The organism is Streptomyces anthophorae (assembly GCF_049310305.1).
Classification (GTDB): Bacteria; Actinomycetota; Actinomycetes; order Streptomycetales; family Streptomycetaceae; genus Streptomyces.
The window spans coordinates 2,600,020-2,616,525 of record NZ_JBLWQQ010000001.1; the positions used below are offsets into that span (position 1 = coordinate 2,600,020).

General features: G+C 70.4%; 16 protein-coding genes. 4 read left to right on the forward strand and 12 right to left on the reverse strand.

Annotation, left to right across the window (positions count from 1 at the left end):
- The gene (locus ACNYS0_RS11575; protein ID WP_422472992.1) at positions 1-975 is read right to left on the reverse strand and encodes a helix-turn-helix transcriptional regulator; all 975 of its coding nucleotides are present in this window, start codon (positions 973-975) and stop codon (positions 1-3) included.
- A 93-nt stretch (positions 976-1,068) separates the two neighbouring features.
- On the opposite strand from ACNYS0_RS11575, the gene ACNYS0_RS11580 reads away from it, so the two are divergent.
- Entirely contained in the window at positions 1,069-1,473 is a 405-nt protein-coding gene (locus tag ACNYS0_RS11580; RefSeq protein ID WP_422472994.1) for a VOC family protein, read from the forward strand.
- Positions 1,474-1,560: 87 nt separating this feature from the next.
- Positions 1,561-2,382, forward strand: coding sequence for an alpha/beta fold hydrolase (locus ACNYS0_RS11585; RefSeq protein ID WP_422472996.1), 822 nt, complete (start codon positions 1,561-1,563; stop codon positions 2,380-2,382).
- Positions 2,383-2,408: 26 nt separating this feature from the next.
- Here the strand turns inward: ACNYS0_RS11585 and ACNYS0_RS11590 are convergent, their stop codons facing one another.
- From ACNYS0_RS11590 to ACNYS0_RS11640, 11 genes are all read right to left on the reverse strand, one after another.
- Positions 2,409-3,983 carry a multicopper oxidase family protein gene (locus ACNYS0_RS11590; protein WP_422472998.1) on the reverse strand — a complete coding sequence of 525 codons (1,575 nt, stop codon included), beginning with the start codon at positions 3,981-3,983 and terminating at the stop codon, positions 2,409-2,411.
- Complete coding sequence (locus tag ACNYS0_RS11595; RefSeq protein WP_422473000.1) at positions 3,980-4,417, reverse strand: hypothetical protein; 438 nt, start codon at positions 4,415-4,417, stop codon at positions 3,980-3,982. The genes ACNYS0_RS11590 and ACNYS0_RS11595 overlap by 4 nt, the downstream gene beginning before the upstream one ends.
- Positions 4,418-4,479: 62 nt before the next feature.
- Positions 4,480-5,865 carry an MFS transporter gene (locus tag ACNYS0_RS11600; RefSeq protein WP_422473002.1) on the reverse strand — a complete coding sequence of 462 codons (1,386 nt, stop codon included), beginning with the start codon at positions 5,863-5,865 and terminating at the stop codon, positions 4,480-4,482.
- On the reverse strand, positions 5,862-6,851 hold the full coding sequence (locus ACNYS0_RS11605; protein ID WP_422473004.1) for a hypothetical protein: 990 nt from the start codon (positions 6,849-6,851) through the stop codon (positions 5,862-5,864). The genes ACNYS0_RS11600 and ACNYS0_RS11605 overlap by 4 nt, the downstream gene beginning before the upstream one ends.
- Complete coding sequence (locus ACNYS0_RS11610) at positions 6,838-7,167, reverse strand: hypothetical protein (protein ID WP_422410645.1); 330 nt, start codon at positions 7,165-7,167, stop codon at positions 6,838-6,840. Before ACNYS0_RS11610 ends, ACNYS0_RS11605 begins: the two co-directional genes overlap by 14 nt.
- A gap of 3 nt (positions 7,168-7,170) precedes the next feature.
- Entirely contained in the window at positions 7,171-8,085 is a 915-nt protein-coding gene (locus ACNYS0_RS11615) for a TauD/TfdA family dioxygenase (protein WP_422473006.1), read from the reverse strand.
- Between the two features lie 25 nt (positions 8,086-8,110).
- The gene (locus ACNYS0_RS11620) at positions 8,111-9,670 is read right to left on the reverse strand and encodes an AMP-binding protein (RefSeq protein WP_422473008.1); all 1,560 of its coding nucleotides are present in this window, start codon (positions 9,668-9,670) and stop codon (positions 8,111-8,113) included.
- Complete coding sequence (locus ACNYS0_RS11625) at positions 9,667-10,317, reverse strand: thermostable hemolysin (RefSeq protein ID WP_422473010.1); 651 nt, start codon at positions 10,315-10,317, stop codon at positions 9,667-9,669. Before ACNYS0_RS11625 ends, ACNYS0_RS11620 begins: the two co-directional genes overlap by 4 nt.
- Positions 10,318-10,481: 164 nt before the next feature.
- Positions 10,482-11,213, reverse strand: a complete 732-nt coding sequence (locus ACNYS0_RS11630) for a TetR/AcrR family transcriptional regulator (RefSeq protein ID WP_422473012.1) — start codon at positions 11,211-11,213, stop codon at positions 10,482-10,484.
- 96 nt (positions 11,214-11,309) lie between these two features.
- Positions 11,310-12,638, reverse strand: coding sequence for a class I SAM-dependent RNA methyltransferase (locus tag ACNYS0_RS11635; protein WP_422473014.1), 1,329 nt, complete (start codon positions 12,636-12,638; stop codon positions 11,310-11,312).
- 124 nt (positions 12,639-12,762) lie between these two features.
- Positions 12,763-14,808 carry an APC family permease gene (locus ACNYS0_RS11640; RefSeq protein ID WP_422410637.1) on the reverse strand — a complete coding sequence of 682 codons (2,046 nt, stop codon included), beginning with the start codon at positions 14,806-14,808 and terminating at the stop codon, positions 12,763-12,765.
- A 270-nt stretch (positions 14,809-15,078) separates the two neighbouring features.
- Here ACNYS0_RS11640 and ACNYS0_RS11645 point away from each other — a divergent pair, with 270 nt between their 5' ends.
- Positions 15,079-15,747: a potassium channel family protein gene (locus tag ACNYS0_RS11645; protein WP_306318136.1), complete on the forward strand. Its 669-nt coding sequence runs from the start codon at positions 15,079-15,081 to the stop codon at positions 15,745-15,747.
- Positions 15,747-16,418, forward strand: coding sequence for a potassium channel family protein (locus tag ACNYS0_RS11650; protein ID WP_306318135.1), 672 nt, complete (start codon positions 15,747-15,749; stop codon positions 16,416-16,418). The genes ACNYS0_RS11645 and ACNYS0_RS11650 overlap by 1 nt, the downstream gene beginning before the upstream one ends.
- Positions 16,419-16,506: the final 88 nt, after the last annotated feature.

A 16,506-nucleotide genomic window follows, 5' to 3' on the forward strand; every position in this document is an offset into this window, starting at 1 on the left:
TCAGGTCCGTCGGGCGTAGGAGGCGAGACGCTCGGCGAACTCAGCGACGAGCTCGCGGAGTTCGGCCGGCCGCTCGACGACGAACGGCCGGTCGAGCGAGGCCAGCACCGGAGGCAGCCAGTCGAGGCGCTGTGCCCGCAGCTCGACGCGCCGTCGGCGCTCGGTGGTGGGCTCCGTCTCGTCCAGGACCGCGACGCTCGCGGGGAGCCGGTCCCGGATCTGCCGGACGGTGCCGTGGATCCGCAGGGTCACCTCGTACCGGTACGCGGCCGTGGCGAGCCCCGACAGCACGCGCTGCTCCGGTTCGGGCCCCTCCGGCTCATCGAACGTACCGGGCAGCGACCGCGCGTCCGCGATCCGGTCGAGGCGGAGGGTCCGGTCCTCGCCGAGCCCCGCGTCCTGCCCGGCGACGTACCACCGCCCGGCGTGGGCGACGATCCCGTACGGATGCAGCGTGCGCTCGCTGCGCCGCCCCTCCCCGTCGACGTACCGGACCGAGACGGGACGCCGATGGCGCACCGCGTCGGCGAGGGCGAGCAGCACCCCGGCGTCGGGGGCGGGGGCCCGCTCGCCGGGCCGGTCGGTGAAGGAGAGCGCGTCCAGGAGCGTGTCGAGCCGCCGGGCGAGCGGTTTGGGCAGCACCCGCCGGATCTTCGCCGCGGCCGTCTCGCTCGCCGTCTCCCCGGCCGCCACGAGCCCCGCCCGCCGGCCGGCGATCAGGCCGAGCAGCACGGCCAGTGCCTCGTCGTCGCTCAGCATGAGCGGGGGCAGCCGGTGGCCCGGACCGAGCCGGTATCCGCCGTAGCGACCGCGGACCGACTCCACGGGAACGTCGAGGTCGACGAGGTGGTCGACGTACCGCCGAACGGTGCGCCCGTCGACGCCCAGCCGGTCGGCGAGTTCGGCGACGGTGCGGGTGCCGCCGGACTGCAACAGCTCAAGGAGGGTGAGCACGCGGCCTGCGGGTCGGGACATCTTCGAAGGCTAACGCGGATACCGGACCGATTCTGTCCGCTATTGCTCCTAGCCTGCGAAGCATCCGACCCGCCCAGAGCTCAGGGAGACCTCATGGACTTCGTATCGATCCGCATCATCACGGCCGACGTCGCACGCCTCGTCGCGTTCTACGAGCGGGCCACGGGCGTGGCGGCGGCCTGGGCGACCGAGGACTTCGCCGAACTCCGGACGCCCCACGGCACCCTCGCCATCGCCAGCACCCGCACGGTCCCGCTGTTCGCCCCGGGCTCGGCCCGCCCGGCGGCCAACGACAGCGTGATCACCGAGTTCCTCGTCGAGGACGTGGACCGCACCCACCGCGAACTGTCCGCTCACGGAACGGACTTCGTGAAAGAGCCCACCACGATGCCCTGGGGCAACCGCTCCCTGCTGCTGCGCGACCCGGACGGCAACCTGGTCAACTTCTTCACGCCGGTCACGGCTGAGGCGGTCGAGAAGTTCGCACGCCACACCTGACCCGGATGCGGAAAATCTCGCTGACGAGGCATCGAAACCCGCTCCGCGCGGAAGGTGGTGTCCACGAGGCAGGAGAGGAGAGCAGTGGTGGACTGGACACTCGACGAGGAATTCGAGACACCCGAAGGGGTGGTGCGGTGGGGGACCCTGGGCAGCGGAGACCCCCTCGTACTGGTGCACGGCACCCCGTACTCCTCCTTCCTCTGGCGGGACATCGCACCGGCACTCGCCCGTACCCGCAAGGTCTACTTCTTCGACCATCTTGGCTTCGGCCGGTCGGACCGGCGCGAGGGCCAGGATCTGAGCCTGGCGGCTCACTCGAGGAACTTCGCCCGGCTCCTCGACCACTGGGGGCTGTCGCGCCCCAGCGTCGTGGCCCACGACATCGGCGGGGCGGTGGCGCTCCGGACCCTGCTGTTGGAGGAGAGGAGCTATCAGGATCTGACCCTCTTCGACGCGGTGAGCGGAGGCGAGTGGGAACGAGGGCTCTTTCGGCTCTTCCTGGAGCACGAGGACGTCTTCCGCAAACTGCCGGGCTACGCGCATGAAGCGTTGGTCGCCGCCCATCTGCGGCACGCCACGCACACCGGCTTCCGGCCGGGGGTCCTCGACACCTTCCTCGCACCGTGGCGGGGAGCGGAGGGGCAGGCGGCGTTCTACCGTCAGTACACCCGGATCAGGCAGGCGGACACGGTCGCGTACGAGCACTTGCTGGGCGGCGTGTCGATTCCTGTACGGCTCGTCTGGGGCCGCGAGGACCGCATCCTGCCTCCGATGTACGCCGAGTGGCTGCACGAGCGCATTCCGCACGCGCAGTTGCACTGGATCGAGGGCGCCGGCCACCTTCTCCAGGAGGACGCGCCCAGTCAGCTTTTGGCCCTCCTGACAGCCGACTTCGCACCGGCCTGAGTCGCGGAGCGCGCCACCGGCAGGAGTCAGACCACCTCGAAGTTCGCCATCATCGCCATGTCCTCGTGCTCCAGGTTGTGGCAGTGCAGCATGTACCGGCCGCGATGGCCGTCGAAGCGGGCAAGGACCTCGACGACCTCGTACGGGCGGACGTCGACGGTGTCCTTCCAGCCCGCGTCGGTGGCCCGCGGAGGGCGCCCGCCGCGCGAGAGGACCTGGAAGTGGGCCAGGTGGAGATGGACCGGGTGGTGGAAGTCGCTGCTCAGGCGCCAGCGTTCGACCGTGCCGAGACGGGGGCGGGCGAGGGTCGCCGCCGCGTCGAAGGGGCGGCCGTTGATGGTCCACCGGTCCTCGGTCCGACGGAAGTCGAAGTGCCGGGTGGTGACAGCGGTGGACGGGGCGAGCGGCGCGTAGGAGGAGAGGCGGGCAGGCACGTGGCTGTCGTCCTTCGCCCTGCGCGCGATGCGGAAACGCATGACCTGGCGCATCCGGCCTTCGGCCAGGGTGTTGACCAGGGTGACGTGGCTGCCCACCGGGCATCGTGAGAAGTCGGTGACGACGTCGAAGCGCTCCGCCGGGGCCATGGGGATCGCGTCGAGCCGCTGGGACGCACCGAGGAGCCCGGCATCACCGCCGATCTGGACGAGAGGGAGCGTTCCCCCACTGTCGAGCTCCCAACGCAGGTGGTAGCGGCGGGCGTTGGAGGCGTTGAGGAGTCGCAGCCGGTGGCGGGTGGCCGGGATCTCGGCCTCGGGCCAGGGGGCTCCGTTGACCAGTTGCACGTCGCCCAGGACGCCGTCCATGTACGCGTCCTGGACACCTGGGGTGCCGGTGCAGCCGAGGTCGTGGCCGGGGTAGCGAAAGGAGCCGTCGGCTTCGAAGGAGCGGTCGCAGAGCATCAGGGGCAGGTCACGGTCGCCGTCGGGCAGCGGGAGGGCATCCTCCTCGGCGTCGTGGACGAGGAAGAAGCCCGCGAGGCCGCGCCAGACCTGCGGGGCGCTGAAGTCCATCCTGTGGTCGTGGTACCAGAGGGTCGCCGCCCGCTGCTTCAGCGGGTACTCGTACGTCTTGGCGCCCTGCGAGACCGTCCAGTCGGAAGCGGCCGTGTGCATGCCGTGGCCCCTTCGCTGCATGCGGCCGGCCCGGAAGGTGTCGCCGCACAGGGCCGGCACCACCACGTCCGTCGGGTAGCCGTCGGAGTGCGGGGGTGTGACGCCACCGTGCAGATGCGTCGAGGTCGGCACGGTCAGGGAGTTGAGGACGTTCACCGAGACGGTGCGGCCGGAGCGGGCGGTGATCGTGGGGCCGGGGAAGATGCCGTCATAGCCCCAGACGGTCGTGCGGGTGCCGGGCAGGATCTCCACCGGGGCCGCGCGCTGCGTCAGTTCGTAGTGGTCGGTGGTGCGGGTTCCGCGCACCGGGCGGGCGCGCGGCGGCGTCGGCAGCGGGACCGCGAACGGTGCGGGCAGGGCGATCCGGCTGTTCAGGATCCGGCCGGCGCTCTCTTTGGTCCAGTGGGCATACGCGGCCGAGGCCGCGGGCACCGCGAGGCCCGCGGCACCGCCCGCGATCAGGCCCAGCACCTTGCGCCGAGACGTCACGTGGGGTCTCCCTCGTTGACGTGCGAGAAGGACCAGTACGTCAGCGCGGCACCGATGCCGAAGATCGTGATGCCGAGCGGTACGTGTGCGGCGAGGACGCGGGACTCACCGAGCGCCTGCTGCACGCCGACGAGTACGAGCAGTCCGGTCGCCAGGAGGAACGGGCCGATGGGGCCGCGGCCCGGGCGCCACACCATGAACCCGGCGACCATCTCCAGGACGACGAGGAGGGCGAGCACGGAGGCGTTCGCCGCGTGCCAGTCGAGCAGGCCGACATCACCGGTGATGAACAGTCCGGCGAGCGCCGCCTGCAACAGGGTGTCGAACAGGGCGAGCACCGAGAGCAGGCGGAGGAGACGTATCCCCCTGCTCAGCCAGGAATGTGGCGCCTTCGCCCCGGTCGGCGCGGGAGGAGCCGTCGTGGTCCGGATCATCGTGTTCCGTTCTGTTCGTGGCCGACCGGGGCAGGGGCGCCCGAACGCCCCTGCCCCGGCTGTCACCCGGTAGTGGCGCGACGGCGAGGTGCCATGACCGCCGGGGCGAGAACCGTCACGAGGACCACCGCGGCGAGGACCCAGAACGCCCGGTTCTGCTGACCGTGATGAGCGGTGGTGGCCAGAGCGGCGGTCAGGGCCGCGATGCCGTTCACGCCGGCCGCCGAGCCGAGGTTGCGCAGCATCGTCGCGGCCGAGGTGGCCACGCCCAACTGTTCGGGCGGCGACTGATCCTGGATGAGGGCGAGCGTCGTGGCCGTGACGGCTCCGGTGCCGAGGCCGGCGGTCACACCGGCCAGCCAGGCGAGTTCGCCGGTGGCGCTGAGCACGGCGCTGATCAGCAGGGCGAACGCGCCTGCCAGCATCAAGGGCCGATAGCCGTGTTCGGCCACTGTCGCGCCGGTGACGGCGCTTCCGGCGACCCAGCCGAGTGCGGCCAGGCCGACGACCACGGCGATCTGAGTGGTCGAGGTGCCGGAGGCAGCGAGCCGTACGGGCAGCACGGTCACCGTCGCGTACATCACGACGCACGCGCCGACGGTGGCCAGTGCCGCGCCCGCCGAGGGGGTCCGGGCGAGGATCCGGCGCGGTACGAGGCCGCCTCCGAAGCGGCGCACCAGGACCAGCGCCACGATGCCCGCGAGCGCGGCGAGGGCGCCGCCGATCGCGCCGAGGCCGAGCTCGCCGCCCTGGAGTCCGACCAGGACGAGCGCCGAGCCGCCGGTGACCAGCAGGTACTCCCCCGCCGGGAAGCCGGAGCCCGGTGCCTCCGAGGCGGTCTGCCGCTTGGGCAGGGCGAGCAGGACGGCCAGGACGACGAAGGCGCACAGGGGCACGTTCAGGAAGAACACCCAGCGCCAGCCCCAGAGTTCGGTGACGGCTGCGCCGACGACGGGACCGAGGACGGCGGCCACGCCCCAGACCATGCTCAGCATCGACTGGGCCTTGGCGCGCCGCTCGGCTCCGAAGACCCGGCCCACGATCACGTAGCTGGAGACGACGATCGCGCCGGCGGCCAGGCCGTGCAGTACGCGGGCGGCGACCAGTACGCCGAACGAACCCGCGACCCCGGCGAGCACGGAGGCTCCGAGGAAGACCAGCGTCGAGCCGACGGCGAGGATCCGGTCGTCGAGCCGGTCGGCGACCCAGCCGGCCAGCGGGGTGCCCGCCACCTGCGCCAGCATGAACCCGGACACCAGCCAGGCGTATCCGCCGCCCGAGCCGCCGCCGACGTCGGACAGGACGCTGGGCAGCACGGTGCCCATGACGGTGGCGTCCATCGCGGCCAGGAGCAGGGCGAGCACGGCCGCGGCGACTGCGATCCTGCCCCCGGCCACGGCCGGACGGTCGGGAGCGGCGGCGTCCGTGCCCACGGCCGCCGCCGTCATGACGCGCTCCCCACTGTGCTCAGCGCCTTCGCCGGCGCCGCGAAGGGCGCGGCGTGCACACGGCCGACACCGGAGAACTCCGTGATGAGTCCGGCCAGTTCGTCGTCGAGGATCTCGTCGACGCTGTGCAGCGTCCCGTCGTCGGCGAAGACCTTCTGCCCGAACGCCTTCGTCATCTCCAGCTGCACGGCGGCCGCCGGGTTGCCGGTGACGAAGTCGACGTCGAGGAGCTGCCGGGTGCGGGCTTCGAAGGTCGCGGCGAGGGTGCGGTTCAGTTCCTCGATCTGGCCGAGGAGTGCCCGTACGCGCTGCTGCTGCTCGGCGGTGAGCGCCGGGTGGATCAGCTTCATGGCGACGTGGTCGATCTTCACGTGCCGGGCCTCGTCGAGGCCGTGGGTGTGCAGGAGGCGGGTGAAGAAGCGGGCCCGCTCGGGGTCGAGCGCGTCGCTGCGGTGCTCGAACACGGTGATCACGGACTCCCCGACGTAGGCCGAGCAGCACAGCGCGACCAGCTTGACGTAGGGGTGGTCGTCGGTGCGGAAGACGTCGAGGCGCTCGTCGAACAGGGCTTTGTCGACGCGGGGTTCGGCGCCGGACAGGGCACGCACGTACCGGTAGAAGGTGTTGGCGTGCTGGATCTCCTCGGCGGCGAAGCAGGAGAGGGCGTGGTGGAGTTCGTGCCCGAGGTTGATGGGGTCGCGCAGATCGTGCAGCTCTCCCATCACCATGGCCATGACAGTACTGACGTGGCGCTCGATCTCGGCGAGCTGCGCCAGCTCCTTGGTGAGGTAGGCGACGGCCTCGGCCTCGTGACCGGTCTCCCCGTACGCGACGACGGAGGCGAACTCGCGCTCGGCCCGCGTGCCGGCCTCACTCCAGTCGAAGGCGCCCGGGTGGAAGGTGTTGATGTGCGCGAGCCGGGTCACCGAGGCCAGCTCGGTGCGGACGGCCTCGGCGATGCCGTCGAACTGGTCAGACCTGGTCATTCTCGAACTCCTTGTAGCCGTCCTGGAGACCGATGGAGATGTCGCGCAGCCGCACCCAGCCCTGGGCGATGAACTCGCTGTCCCGCAGCTTCTCGATGAAGTAGTAGTAGGTCTTGATGTCGTCGGTCTCGACGAACAGGAAGTCGGAGTAGTCCGTGGCGAACGCCTCGGCGTCGAAGTGCCGGACGGACATCCTGTCCGCGAAGGGCCCGACGATCTCCTTCTGGAAGACCTCTTCCTTCTCACCCCGCTGCTCGCGGCTCAGGCGCAGCCAGGAGGTGTCGAACTCGTAGCGGATGACGATGCCGTACTTCATGGGTCAGCTCCTGGCGTAGCTCTGGGCGTTGAGGATGGTGCGCTCGGGGTCGGTGATCGCCCGGCGGCCGTGCATGACGCGGGTGTTGTCGATGAGGACGATGTCGCCGTCCTCCCACTGGATCTCCTCGGTGACCCTCTCGGAGACCTCGGTGTACTCGGCGATCACGTCGTCGGGTATCGGCGAGCCGTCGGCGAAGCGGATCTCGGGCGCCTCGTAGTTGAACGAGGGGCCGAGGATGCTGTTGGCCCACGCGGTGCGCGAGGACGTGCGGGTCGGATGGGCGGCGTACACGCGGTACTCGTAGCTCAGCGAGCCGTCGGCGGCCTCGGTGAAGACGGCGTCGGCGCCCTGGTTGGACACGGCGTGGAGGTGCTCGACGGTCATGTCGTCCGGGTCGGCGTCGGGGCCGGTGAGGTGGGCGGCGAGCCGCTGCCACATGGCCCGCGGGACGTTGCTGCGGGCGTACTTCACCGGGTTGCCGGCGAAGACCTTCCTGGCTCGCTCGGACAGCGCGTCCCAGACCCGGAAGCCGTCGCAGACGGTCGTCTCGGAGCCGGACGCGGCGGCCTTGACGCAGTGGAACCAGAGCAGGTCGGGGGCGAAGGGCGTGGCCCCGTTCTCCAGGTGCAGGCCGATCGGGTCGTGCCCGGAGTCGACCTTCTGCGCGGCGTTGCCGTGGAAGGTGCGGGCCGGGTCGAGGGTCGTGCGGGAGCTGTAGCGGCGCACCAGCTCGTTGAACTCCTCGACGCTCGGGGCGAATCCGCGGATGAGGAGGTGGCCGGTGTCGGCGAGCAGGCCGTCGAGGCCCGCCTGGTACAGCTCGGTGAAGTCGGAGTCGATGCCGGTGGGCGTGATCATCATGCCGTCGCCGTCGCCGATGGTGGTCAGGCGCAGCGTGTGCTGGGCAACTGTCATGGCTGGGTCCCCGTTCGTGTGCAGGTCAGAGGTTGTGGTCGTCCGGGCGGCCGTGGTCGGTGGTGCCCGCGATCAGGTCGTCGAAGAGCTTCTGGCGGCGTGGCCGGCCGGTGACGGTGAAGTACGTGCGGCGGAAGTCGCCGCTGTCGGCGACCACGAAGAAGCGCTCGGGCCGGTCGGTCTCCGCCAGGTGCCGTTCGGCGTACGCGCGTGCCTGCCGCCGCACCTCCTCGACCATGCCGGCGTCGATGGACTCGCCGGTGATCAGGAGGGCCGAGAGGTGCTCGAGGCCCTCGCCGAACACCACGGCGTCCACCACCGAGGGGCAGCTGCGCAGGCTGCCCTCGACCCACTCGGGCGAGACGTTGCGGCCGTGGCTGGTGATGATCACGTTCTTCAGCCGGCCGAGGATGCGGATGTAGCCGTCCTCGTCGATCTCGCCGCGATCCCCGGTGTGCAGCCAGCCGTCCTCGTCGACGGGGCGGCTGGTCGGGTCCTCGACGGTGTATCCGGCGAACAGCGACGTCGACTTCACCAGCAGCTCCCCGTCCTCGGAGAGCCGGACCTCGCAGTGCGGCAGCGGCCTGCCGACCGTTCCGGGTCGCCAGTGCTCGGGGGTGTTCCACGAGACGACCGAGCTGTTCTCGGACAGCCCGTACCCCTCGTGCACCCGCAATCCGGCCGCGTCCAGGCGCAGTTGGGCCTCCACATCGACGGGCGCGCCGCCCGCCATCAGGAACGGCCGCACACCGTCGCCGAGCACGGAACCCGCCTCGGCGCCACGCACCGCCTTGTCGAGGGCGCTCACCGCGGCCGGCGGCAGCACGGCGGCGGTCGGCCGCGCGGCGCGCATCCAGGTGACCACGTCGTCGGCACGCGAGCCGGCCGTGCCGAGCAGCGCGGTGTCCTCGGGCAGCAGGATCATCCGGCCGCCGTTGATGATCGGCAGGTACACCGCGGTGACCTGCTCGATGAGCAGGCTGAACGGCACCAGGGAGAGATAGCGGGCGTACACCCCGTCGGGCGAGACGGAGTCGAGGGAGACGAGCAGCGCCTCGAGCGCCTTCGACCGGATCTTCACGCCCTTGGGCGCACCGGTCGTCCCCGAGGTGTGGATGACCTTGATGATCCGCTCGTCCGGTGGCAGCCGGAGGCCCTCCGGCTCCGCCACCCGGTTCCCCGCGCCGCTGTCCGCCGCGATCGGCAGCACGGTGACGGCGCCGTCCAGACCCCACTCGGCGAGCTTGCGGACCCCGGCCTCGTCGGCGAGGCAGAGCCGCACCTCTTTCAGCAGCGAGGCGGCCTGCTCGCCGGAGAACGCCAGCGGCACCGGCACCTCGACGTACCCGCCGAGCAGCAGCGCGAGATCGGCGGCGACCCATTCGGGGCCGTTGCCCGCGACGACGCCGATCGTGGCGCCCGCGTCGGCGCCGAGGTCGGCGAGCAGCCGTCGGATCTGCCCGCTCCAGCCCGCGAGATCCCCGTACGTGAAGATGTCGGCGACCGAGCCGTCGGCGGCGAGCCTCTCGACGAGGACGTGGTCGCGCCGCTCGGGTGCGTACAGACCGTCGTGGATCTTCCTCATCTGGCACCTGCCCCCTGCGCGGCGAGCGGCGCTTCCTGCGCCCAGGTCACGGCGAGGTGGTAGCCGGACTCGGCCTCACGGTTGATGCCGGCGTCGAACGCGCGCAGGTCGATGAATCCGGCCACGGGCTTCGTGTCGTAGTACGAGCCCCAGGTGCCCTGCTGCTCCGGCGGCAGCGCGTCCTCGCGGGCCTCGGCGAGGCCGGTGAACTTGAGTCCGATCCGCGCCAGGGTGCGGGCGAGCGGCTGGGTGACGGTGCACAGCAGGTAAGAGGCGCCGTTGCACCAGCACAGTGCGGGCACCATGCCGATGAGCTTCAGGCCCGCGCCGGGCTCGCTGGAGGCCAGCGGTCCGACCTCGACCAGACCGGCCGGCTCGCACGCGGTGCGCGTGTACTGGGATATGGCGCTGACGGCCTCGTCCCCCAGGTAGTTCTCGATGAGGAGACTGCGTTCCCCTCCGTACGTCAGTCCCGCACAGGCCAGCGGGACGACGTCCGATCCGCCGCCTTCGTCCGAGCACAGGGCGATGAAGCTGTCCGGTGACGGTGCGATCCGTGCGTCGTAGTCCCGGGCGTAGCGCTCCCGGGCCAGATCGACGCACGCATGCCACAGAGCACTCCCGCGGCGAGCGATGTTGATGCGCATTGCCCCTCCGTTCCGCATCACGGCCCGACCGATCGGCCGGGCGCTCCATCAACTTATGACGAGTCGTCGATTTTTGACAACTAGTTCACGATAGAAGTCGATGAACGGAACGTGAATGCAGAAATACGGAATGAGGCAGCCCGCTTCTCCTGCGGGCGCGGTGTCTACTTAGGGTGACCGTCGGAGGTGTACTGCGCGGCGATCGCGTCGACGATGCCCGCCACCTCGCGTTGCAGCCGCGCCACGTCGTCGGCGGCCAGACGTGCCCAGCCCAGGCCGCTGACCATGGAGGTCATCACCTTCAGGCGGGTGTCGCGGTCCTCCTCGCCGGCCCACAGGAAGCGCCGCGAGAGCAGATGCATGGCCGCGTAGCCCAGGATGTAGGCGCGCAGGGCGTCCACCGCCACGGCCGCTTCCACATCGGCGCTCTCGAAGGACCCCTCGGCGACGGAGCGCTCCACGGCATACCCCACCACCTGCGACATCTGCGCCTCGACCAGGTCACGCCGCTTGAGCCGCTGCTCGGACGCGACCTTGCAGACGGCGTCGGTGCGCGCCGTGATGCTGCACTCGAACAGCACCGGGGCCACCTCGGCGTGCCGCAGATAGGCGAGCGCCATGCCGTACACGGAGCGCACCCCGTCCCAGGGCAGATCGGCGATCGCCTGGAAGTAGCGCAGCTGGCGGCGCGCACTCTCCGCGGAGAGCTCGATGAGCAGGTCTTCCCTGCAAGTGAAGTGGTTGTAGACGGTGCCCTTGGAGTAGCCGGCCTCGTCGGCCAGCTTCCCCAGCGTCAGATTGTGGAAGCCGTCGCGGCACACCATGTCGAGCGCGACGTCCACCAGCTTCTGGTCACGCTCCGCAACTTCCTGCGCCTTACGTTGAGTCGTTCGCATGGACGCATTATGCGTGACCGATCGTCAAAGTTCGACAGTTGGTCAATGTAGGGTCAAGATTTTTTGGCCAGACACTGAAGCTCGACGCACGGCAGGTCAGGCGTCCTTCTTCACCGGCTCCAGGATCGCGACGCACTCCACGTGGTGCGTCATCGGGAACAGGTCGAACGCCCGCAGCGTGCGCACCTTGTACCCGCCCTCCTGGAAGTACGCGATGTCGCGCGCGAGGGCGGCCGGGTCGCAGGCGACGTAGGCGATGCGGCGGGCGCCGAGCGTCGTGAGGTGGTTGACCGTCTTCTTGCCGGCGCCCGCGCGCGGCGGGTCCAGGACGATGAGGTCGACCTCGGAGATGCCGGTGCGCGGCAGGACCGCCTCGACCTTGCCCTGCTCGATGCGGACGCGGTCGAAGGACTCCAGGTTGTGCCGGGCGTCCTCGACCGCGCGCTTGCCGGACTCGATGCCGAGGACCGCGCCCTTCTCGCCGATCCGGTCCGCGAGCGCGCCCGCGAACAGGCCGACGCCGCAGTACAGGTCGAGCGCCATGTCGCCCTTGCGCGGCAGCAGGCCCTGCATGACGGCGCGCATCAGCGTGTCCGCCGCCTTCGGGTGGACCTGCCAGAAGCCGCCGCTGCCGACCCGGTAGGTGCGGTCGTCGGCGCGCTCGCGCACGAAGGGGCGGCCGTGGACGCGGTGCACGCCGCCGTCCTTCTCCTCGACGCGCATGACGGAGACCGGCTTGTCGAGCTCGACGATCGGCAGGCGGGCGCCCGGCTTCGGCGTGAGGATCACCTGGCGGTCCTGGGAGCCGCTCGCCGCGATCGCCTCGACCGAGTCCATGCCGGACCAGTCGCGCTTCTCGATGCCCAGCTCGGAGACGCCCGCGGCGGCGATCATGCAGTGCTCGACCGGCTCGACCTCGTGCGAGCGGTGGCGGCGCAGACCCGCGTTGCCGTCGGCGTCGACCGTGTACTGGACGCGCGTGCGCCACTGCGGGACCTCGCCCGACGGGAGCTTGTCGCCCTCGGCCGGCATGACCGTGCCGTCCCAGCCGGCCTCCTCGGGCGTGAGGCCCGCGAGGCGCTGCAACTGCTCGGCGATGACCTCACCCTTGAGGCGGCGCTGCGCGCCGGGCTTGGCGTGCTGCCAGTCGCAGCCGCCGCAGCGGCCGGGGCCGGAGTACGGGCAGGGCGCCTCGACGCGGTCCTTGGAGGGCTCCAGCACCTGCACGGCGTCGGCGCGCAGGAAGCGCGCGCCCTCCTCGCCCTCGGTCACCCGCGCCACGACCCGCTCGCCGGGCAGCGTGTGCCGGACGAAGAGGACCTGCCCCTCGGCGGTGCGCGCGATGCAGTGACCGCCGTGCGCGACGGGGCCGACCTCGACCTCGTATTCCTCCCCCACCAGTGACTTCGTCGGTTCTGCCTGCATGGCGGGGCTCCAGTACGTAAGGGGGAAGGCGTTCGACGTCGCGGACCGCACACGAGAGCGGCCGAACAACAGCCCACCAGTTTACGTGGCTGTCGCCCGGCCGCTCACCAGGGCACGCATCGGCCTACTTGGAGCTGGGCTCCTTCGGGCGCTTCTCGACCGGACCGCGTCGCACGGCACCCGGCGCGTTCCACTCGGACCGCCTGCGGGCCCGCTTCTTCGCTGCCTCGGAGGACTCCAGCTGGTACGGGACGGAGGTCACCATGATGCCGGGCGTGAAGAGCAGGCGGCCCTTCAGGCGCAGCGCGCTCTGGTTGTGCAGCAGGTGCTCGTACCAGTGGCCGACCACGTACTCGGGAATGATCACGCTGACCGCGTCGCGCGGAGACTCCTTACGGAGGCTCTTGACGTACTCGATGATCGGCCGGGTGATTTCCCGGTACGGCGAATCAAGAACCTTGAGCGGCACGTCAATACCTCGACGCTCCCACTCGTCCCTCAATGCCTTCGTCTCCGCCGGATCAACATTGACGCTCAAGGCCTCAAGGGTGTCCGTGCGCATCAGCTTCGCGTACGCGATCGCCCGCAGCGTCGGCCGGTGGATCTTCGACACGAGGACGAGCGAGTGGACCCGCGAGGGGCGCACGCTGTCGTCGGTCGGGGTCTCCGGCGCGGCGATCTCCTCGGCGACCCGGTCGTAGTGCTTGCGGATCACGGTCATCGTCACGAAGAAGATGCACATGCCGAGCAGCGCGACCCACGCTCCGTGCGTGAACTTCGTGAGGAGGACGACCACGAGGACGAGGCCGGTGAAGAACGCGCCGAAGGCGTTGATCGCGCGGGAGCGGATCATGTGGCGGCGCTTGGCCTGGTCGCGCTCGGAGGCAAGGTGCCGGTTCCAGTGCCGCACCATGCCGATCTGGCTGAGCGTGAACGACACGAAGACGCCCACGATGTACAGCTGGATCAGCCGGGTCGAGTCGGCCCCGTAGATGACGACCAGGAGGGCCGCGGCGCCGGCGAGCAGCACGATGCCGTTGGAGAACGCGAGGCGGTCGCCGCGGGTGTGCAGCTGGCGCGGCAGGTAGCGGTCCTGGGCGAGGATCGAGCCCAGCAGCGGGAAGCCGTTGTACGCGGTGTTGGCCGCGAGGAAGAGGACGAGGGCGGTGGCGGCCGCGAGGATCAGGAACATGAAGCTGCCGCCGCCGAAGACGGCCTCGGCGACCTGGGAGATCACCGGGTCCTGGACGAAGCCGGAACCGACCGCCACGCCGTTGTGGATCAGGTCCTTGGCCGGGTTCTCGGCCATCCGCACGTCGGTGACGAGGGCGAGGGCGATGATGCCGCAGAACATCGTGACGGCGAGGCCGCCCATGAGCGCGAGGGTGCTCGCCGCGTTCTTCGACTTGGGCTTGCGGAACGCCGGAACGCCGTTGGAGATCGCCTCGACCCCGGTGAGCGCCGCACACCCGGAGGAGAACGCGCGCAGCAGCAGGAAGACGAGCGCGAAGCCGGCGAGGCCCTGGTGCTCGGCCTTGATGTGGAAGTCGGCGGTGGGCGCGTGCATGGAGTCGCCGAGGACGAGCCCGCGGAAGGCACCCCAGACGATCATGATGAAGACGCCGGCCACGAAGACGTACGTGGGAATCGCGAAAAGCTTCCCCGACTCCTTCACACCGCGCAGATTCATCAGCGTGAGCAGCACGATCACGGCGACCGCGCACAGCACCTTGTGCTCGACCACGAAGGGGATCGCGGAGCCGAGGTTCTCGATGCCGGAGGAGATCGACACGGCCACGGTCAGGACGTAGTCGACGAGCAGCGCGCTCGCGACGGTCAGCCCCGCCTTCGGCCCGAGGTTGGTGTTCGCCACCTCGTAGTCGCCGCCGCCGCTCGGGTAGGCGTGGACGTTCTGGCGGTAGGAGGCGACGACCGTGAACATCAGCACGACGACCGCGACCGCGATCCAGGGGCTGAAGTGGTAGGCCGACACGCCCGCGATGGAGAGGACCAGCAGGACCTCGCCGGGCGCATAGGCCACGGAGGACAGCGGGTCGGAAGCGAAAACGGGGAGTGCGATGCGCTTCGGCAGGAGCGTTTCGCCCAGCCGATCACTGCGCAGTGCGCGCCCGATCAAGATCCGTTTGGGCACGTCGGTCAGTTTGGACACGGAGAGGATCGTAAGCGTTCGAACGGGGGGCCGCCCACCCACCACCCCCATTCGGCTTCGTGCCCTGCACCACTCCTTCGGCGATCTCGCCGCCGACGCGGAGGACGAGTTCCCCCACAGAGCCGATACGGTGGTCCAGAGCGCGAGCCGCACAGCAGCCCGCATCGTGCCCGAGATCGAGCCGCACCGGCTGGACCATGCCGCGAGAGAGAGCCATGAGCAGGACGTTTACGCAGGTCAGAAGGCCTATGAGGAGTGCGGGGTAGGGCCGTGCATATCGTGATCATGGGCTGTGGCCGAGTAGGGTCCCAACTCGCCCAGACCCTGGAGCAACAGGGCCACACGGTCGCCGTGGTCGATCAGGACCCGACGGCGTTCCGTCGCCTGGGTTCGGGTTTCGGCGGCCGTCGCGTCACCGGAGTCGGTTTCGACCAGGACACCCTGCGCGAAGCGGGCATCGAGGAGGCCGGCGCCTTCGCCGCCGTCTCCAGTGGTGACAACTCGAACATCATCGCCGCGCGTGTGGCGCGCGAGATGTTCGGCATCGAGAACGTGGCGGCGCGCATCTACGACCCCCGCCGCGCGGAGGTCTACCAGCGCCTGGGCATCCCGACGGTCGCCACGGTCCGCTGGACCGCCGACCAGATGCTGCGGCGTCTCCTGCCGTCCGGCGCGGAGCCGCTGTGGCGCGACCCCACCGGAGGCGTGCAGCTCGCCGAGGTGCACGCGTCGGAGTCCTGGATCGGCCAGAAGATCAGCCGCCTCCAGGAGGAGACGGGCGTACGCGTCGCGTTCCTGACGCGGCTCGGCGAGGCGATCCTGCCGACGTCGCAGACGGTCCTGCAAGAAGGCGACCTGGTGCACGTGATGATGCGCACGGACGACGTCGAGAAGGTCGAGGCGGCGTTCGCCGAGGGCCCTGAGGAGGGCGGTCACTGATGAGGGTCGCCATTGCCGGAGCAGGGGCGGTCGGCCGCTCGATCGCGGGCGAGCTCCTGGAGAACGGTCACGAGGTGCTCCTCGTCGACAAGGCGCCGACGGCCATCTCGGTCGAGCGCGTGCCGCAGGCGGAGTGGCTGCTCGCCGACGCCTGCGAGATCACGTCCCTGGACGAGGCGGCGCTCCAGCGCTGCAACGTGGTCATCGCGGCCACCGGAGACGACAAGGTCAACCTGGTCGTCTCGCTGCTCGCGAAGACCGAGTACGGGGTCCCGCGGGTCGTCGCCCGCGTCAACAACCCCAAGAACGAGTGGCTGTTCAACGAGTCGTGGGGCGTGGACGTGGCCGTCTCGACGCCGCGCCTCATGTCGGCGCTCGTCGAAGAGGCGGTCAGCGTGGGCGATCTGGTCCGCCTGCTCCGCTTCAGCCACGGCGACGCGAACCTGGTGGAGCTGACGCTTCCGGAGGAGTCGGCCCTGGCCGGCACCCGGGTCGGCGACGTCCAGTGGCCGCAGGACACGTCCCTGGTGACGATCATCCGCGGCACCCGCGTGCTGGCCCCCAGCCCGGAGGACTCGCTCGAGGCGGGCGACGAGCTGCTGTTCGTCGCGGCGCAGGCGCGCGAGGAGCAGCTGGAGGACCTGCTGTCGGTGCGGCGCGAGGACGCGTAGCGAGGCAAACGAAGGAGGCGGCCCCGAGCACTTCGCTCGGGGCCGCCTCCTTTGTCGTTCATGGGCGCACTCGGTGGCGCACTCAGTG

Bases quoted from the DNA above. Each gene is read 5' to 3' on its own strand.
- ACNYS0_RS11600 (WP_422473002.1), bottom strand. From the start codon at position 5,865: ATGACGGCGGCGGCCGTGGGCACGGACGCCGCCGCTCCCGACCGTCCG.
- ACNYS0_RS11580 (WP_422472994.1), top strand. From the start codon at position 1,069: ATGGACTTCGTATCGATCCGCATCATCACGGCCGACGTCGCACGCCTC.
- ACNYS0_RS11615 (WP_422473006.1), bottom strand. From the start codon at position 8,085: ATGACAGTTGCCCAGCACACGCTGCGCCTGACCACCATCGGCGACGGC.
- ACNYS0_RS11650 (WP_306318135.1), top strand. From the start codon at position 15,747: ATGAGGGTCGCCATTGCCGGAGCAGGGGCGGTCGGCCGCTCGATCGCG.
- ACNYS0_RS11605 (WP_422473004.1), bottom strand. From the start codon at position 6,851: ATGACCAGGTCTGACCAGTTCGACGGCATCGCCGAGGCCGTCCGCACC.
- ACNYS0_RS11625 (WP_422473010.1), bottom strand. From the start codon at position 10,317: ATGCGCATCAACATCGCTCGCCGCGGGAGTGCTCTGTGGCATGCGTGC.
- ACNYS0_RS11610 (WP_422410645.1), bottom strand. From the start codon at position 7,167: ATGAAGTACGGCATCGTCATCCGCTACGAGTTCGACACCTCCTGGCTG.
- ACNYS0_RS11620 (WP_422473008.1), bottom strand. From the start codon at position 9,670: ATGAGGAAGATCCACGACGGTCTGTACGCACCCGAGCGGCGCGACCAC.
- ACNYS0_RS11595 (WP_422473000.1), bottom strand. From the start codon at position 4,417: ATGATCCGGACCACGACGGCTCCTCCCGCGCCGACCGGGGCGAAGGCG.
- ACNYS0_RS11575 (WP_422472992.1), bottom strand. From the start codon at position 975: ATGTCCCGACCCGCAGGCCGCGTGCTCACCCTCCTTGAGCTGTTGCAG.
- ACNYS0_RS11635 (WP_422473014.1), bottom strand. From the start codon at position 12,638: ATGCAGGCAGAACCGACGAAGTCACTGGTGGGGGAGGAATACGAGGTC.
- ACNYS0_RS11630 (WP_422473012.1), bottom strand. From the start codon at position 11,213: ATGCGAACGACTCAACGTAAGGCGCAGGAAGTTGCGGAGCGTGACCAG.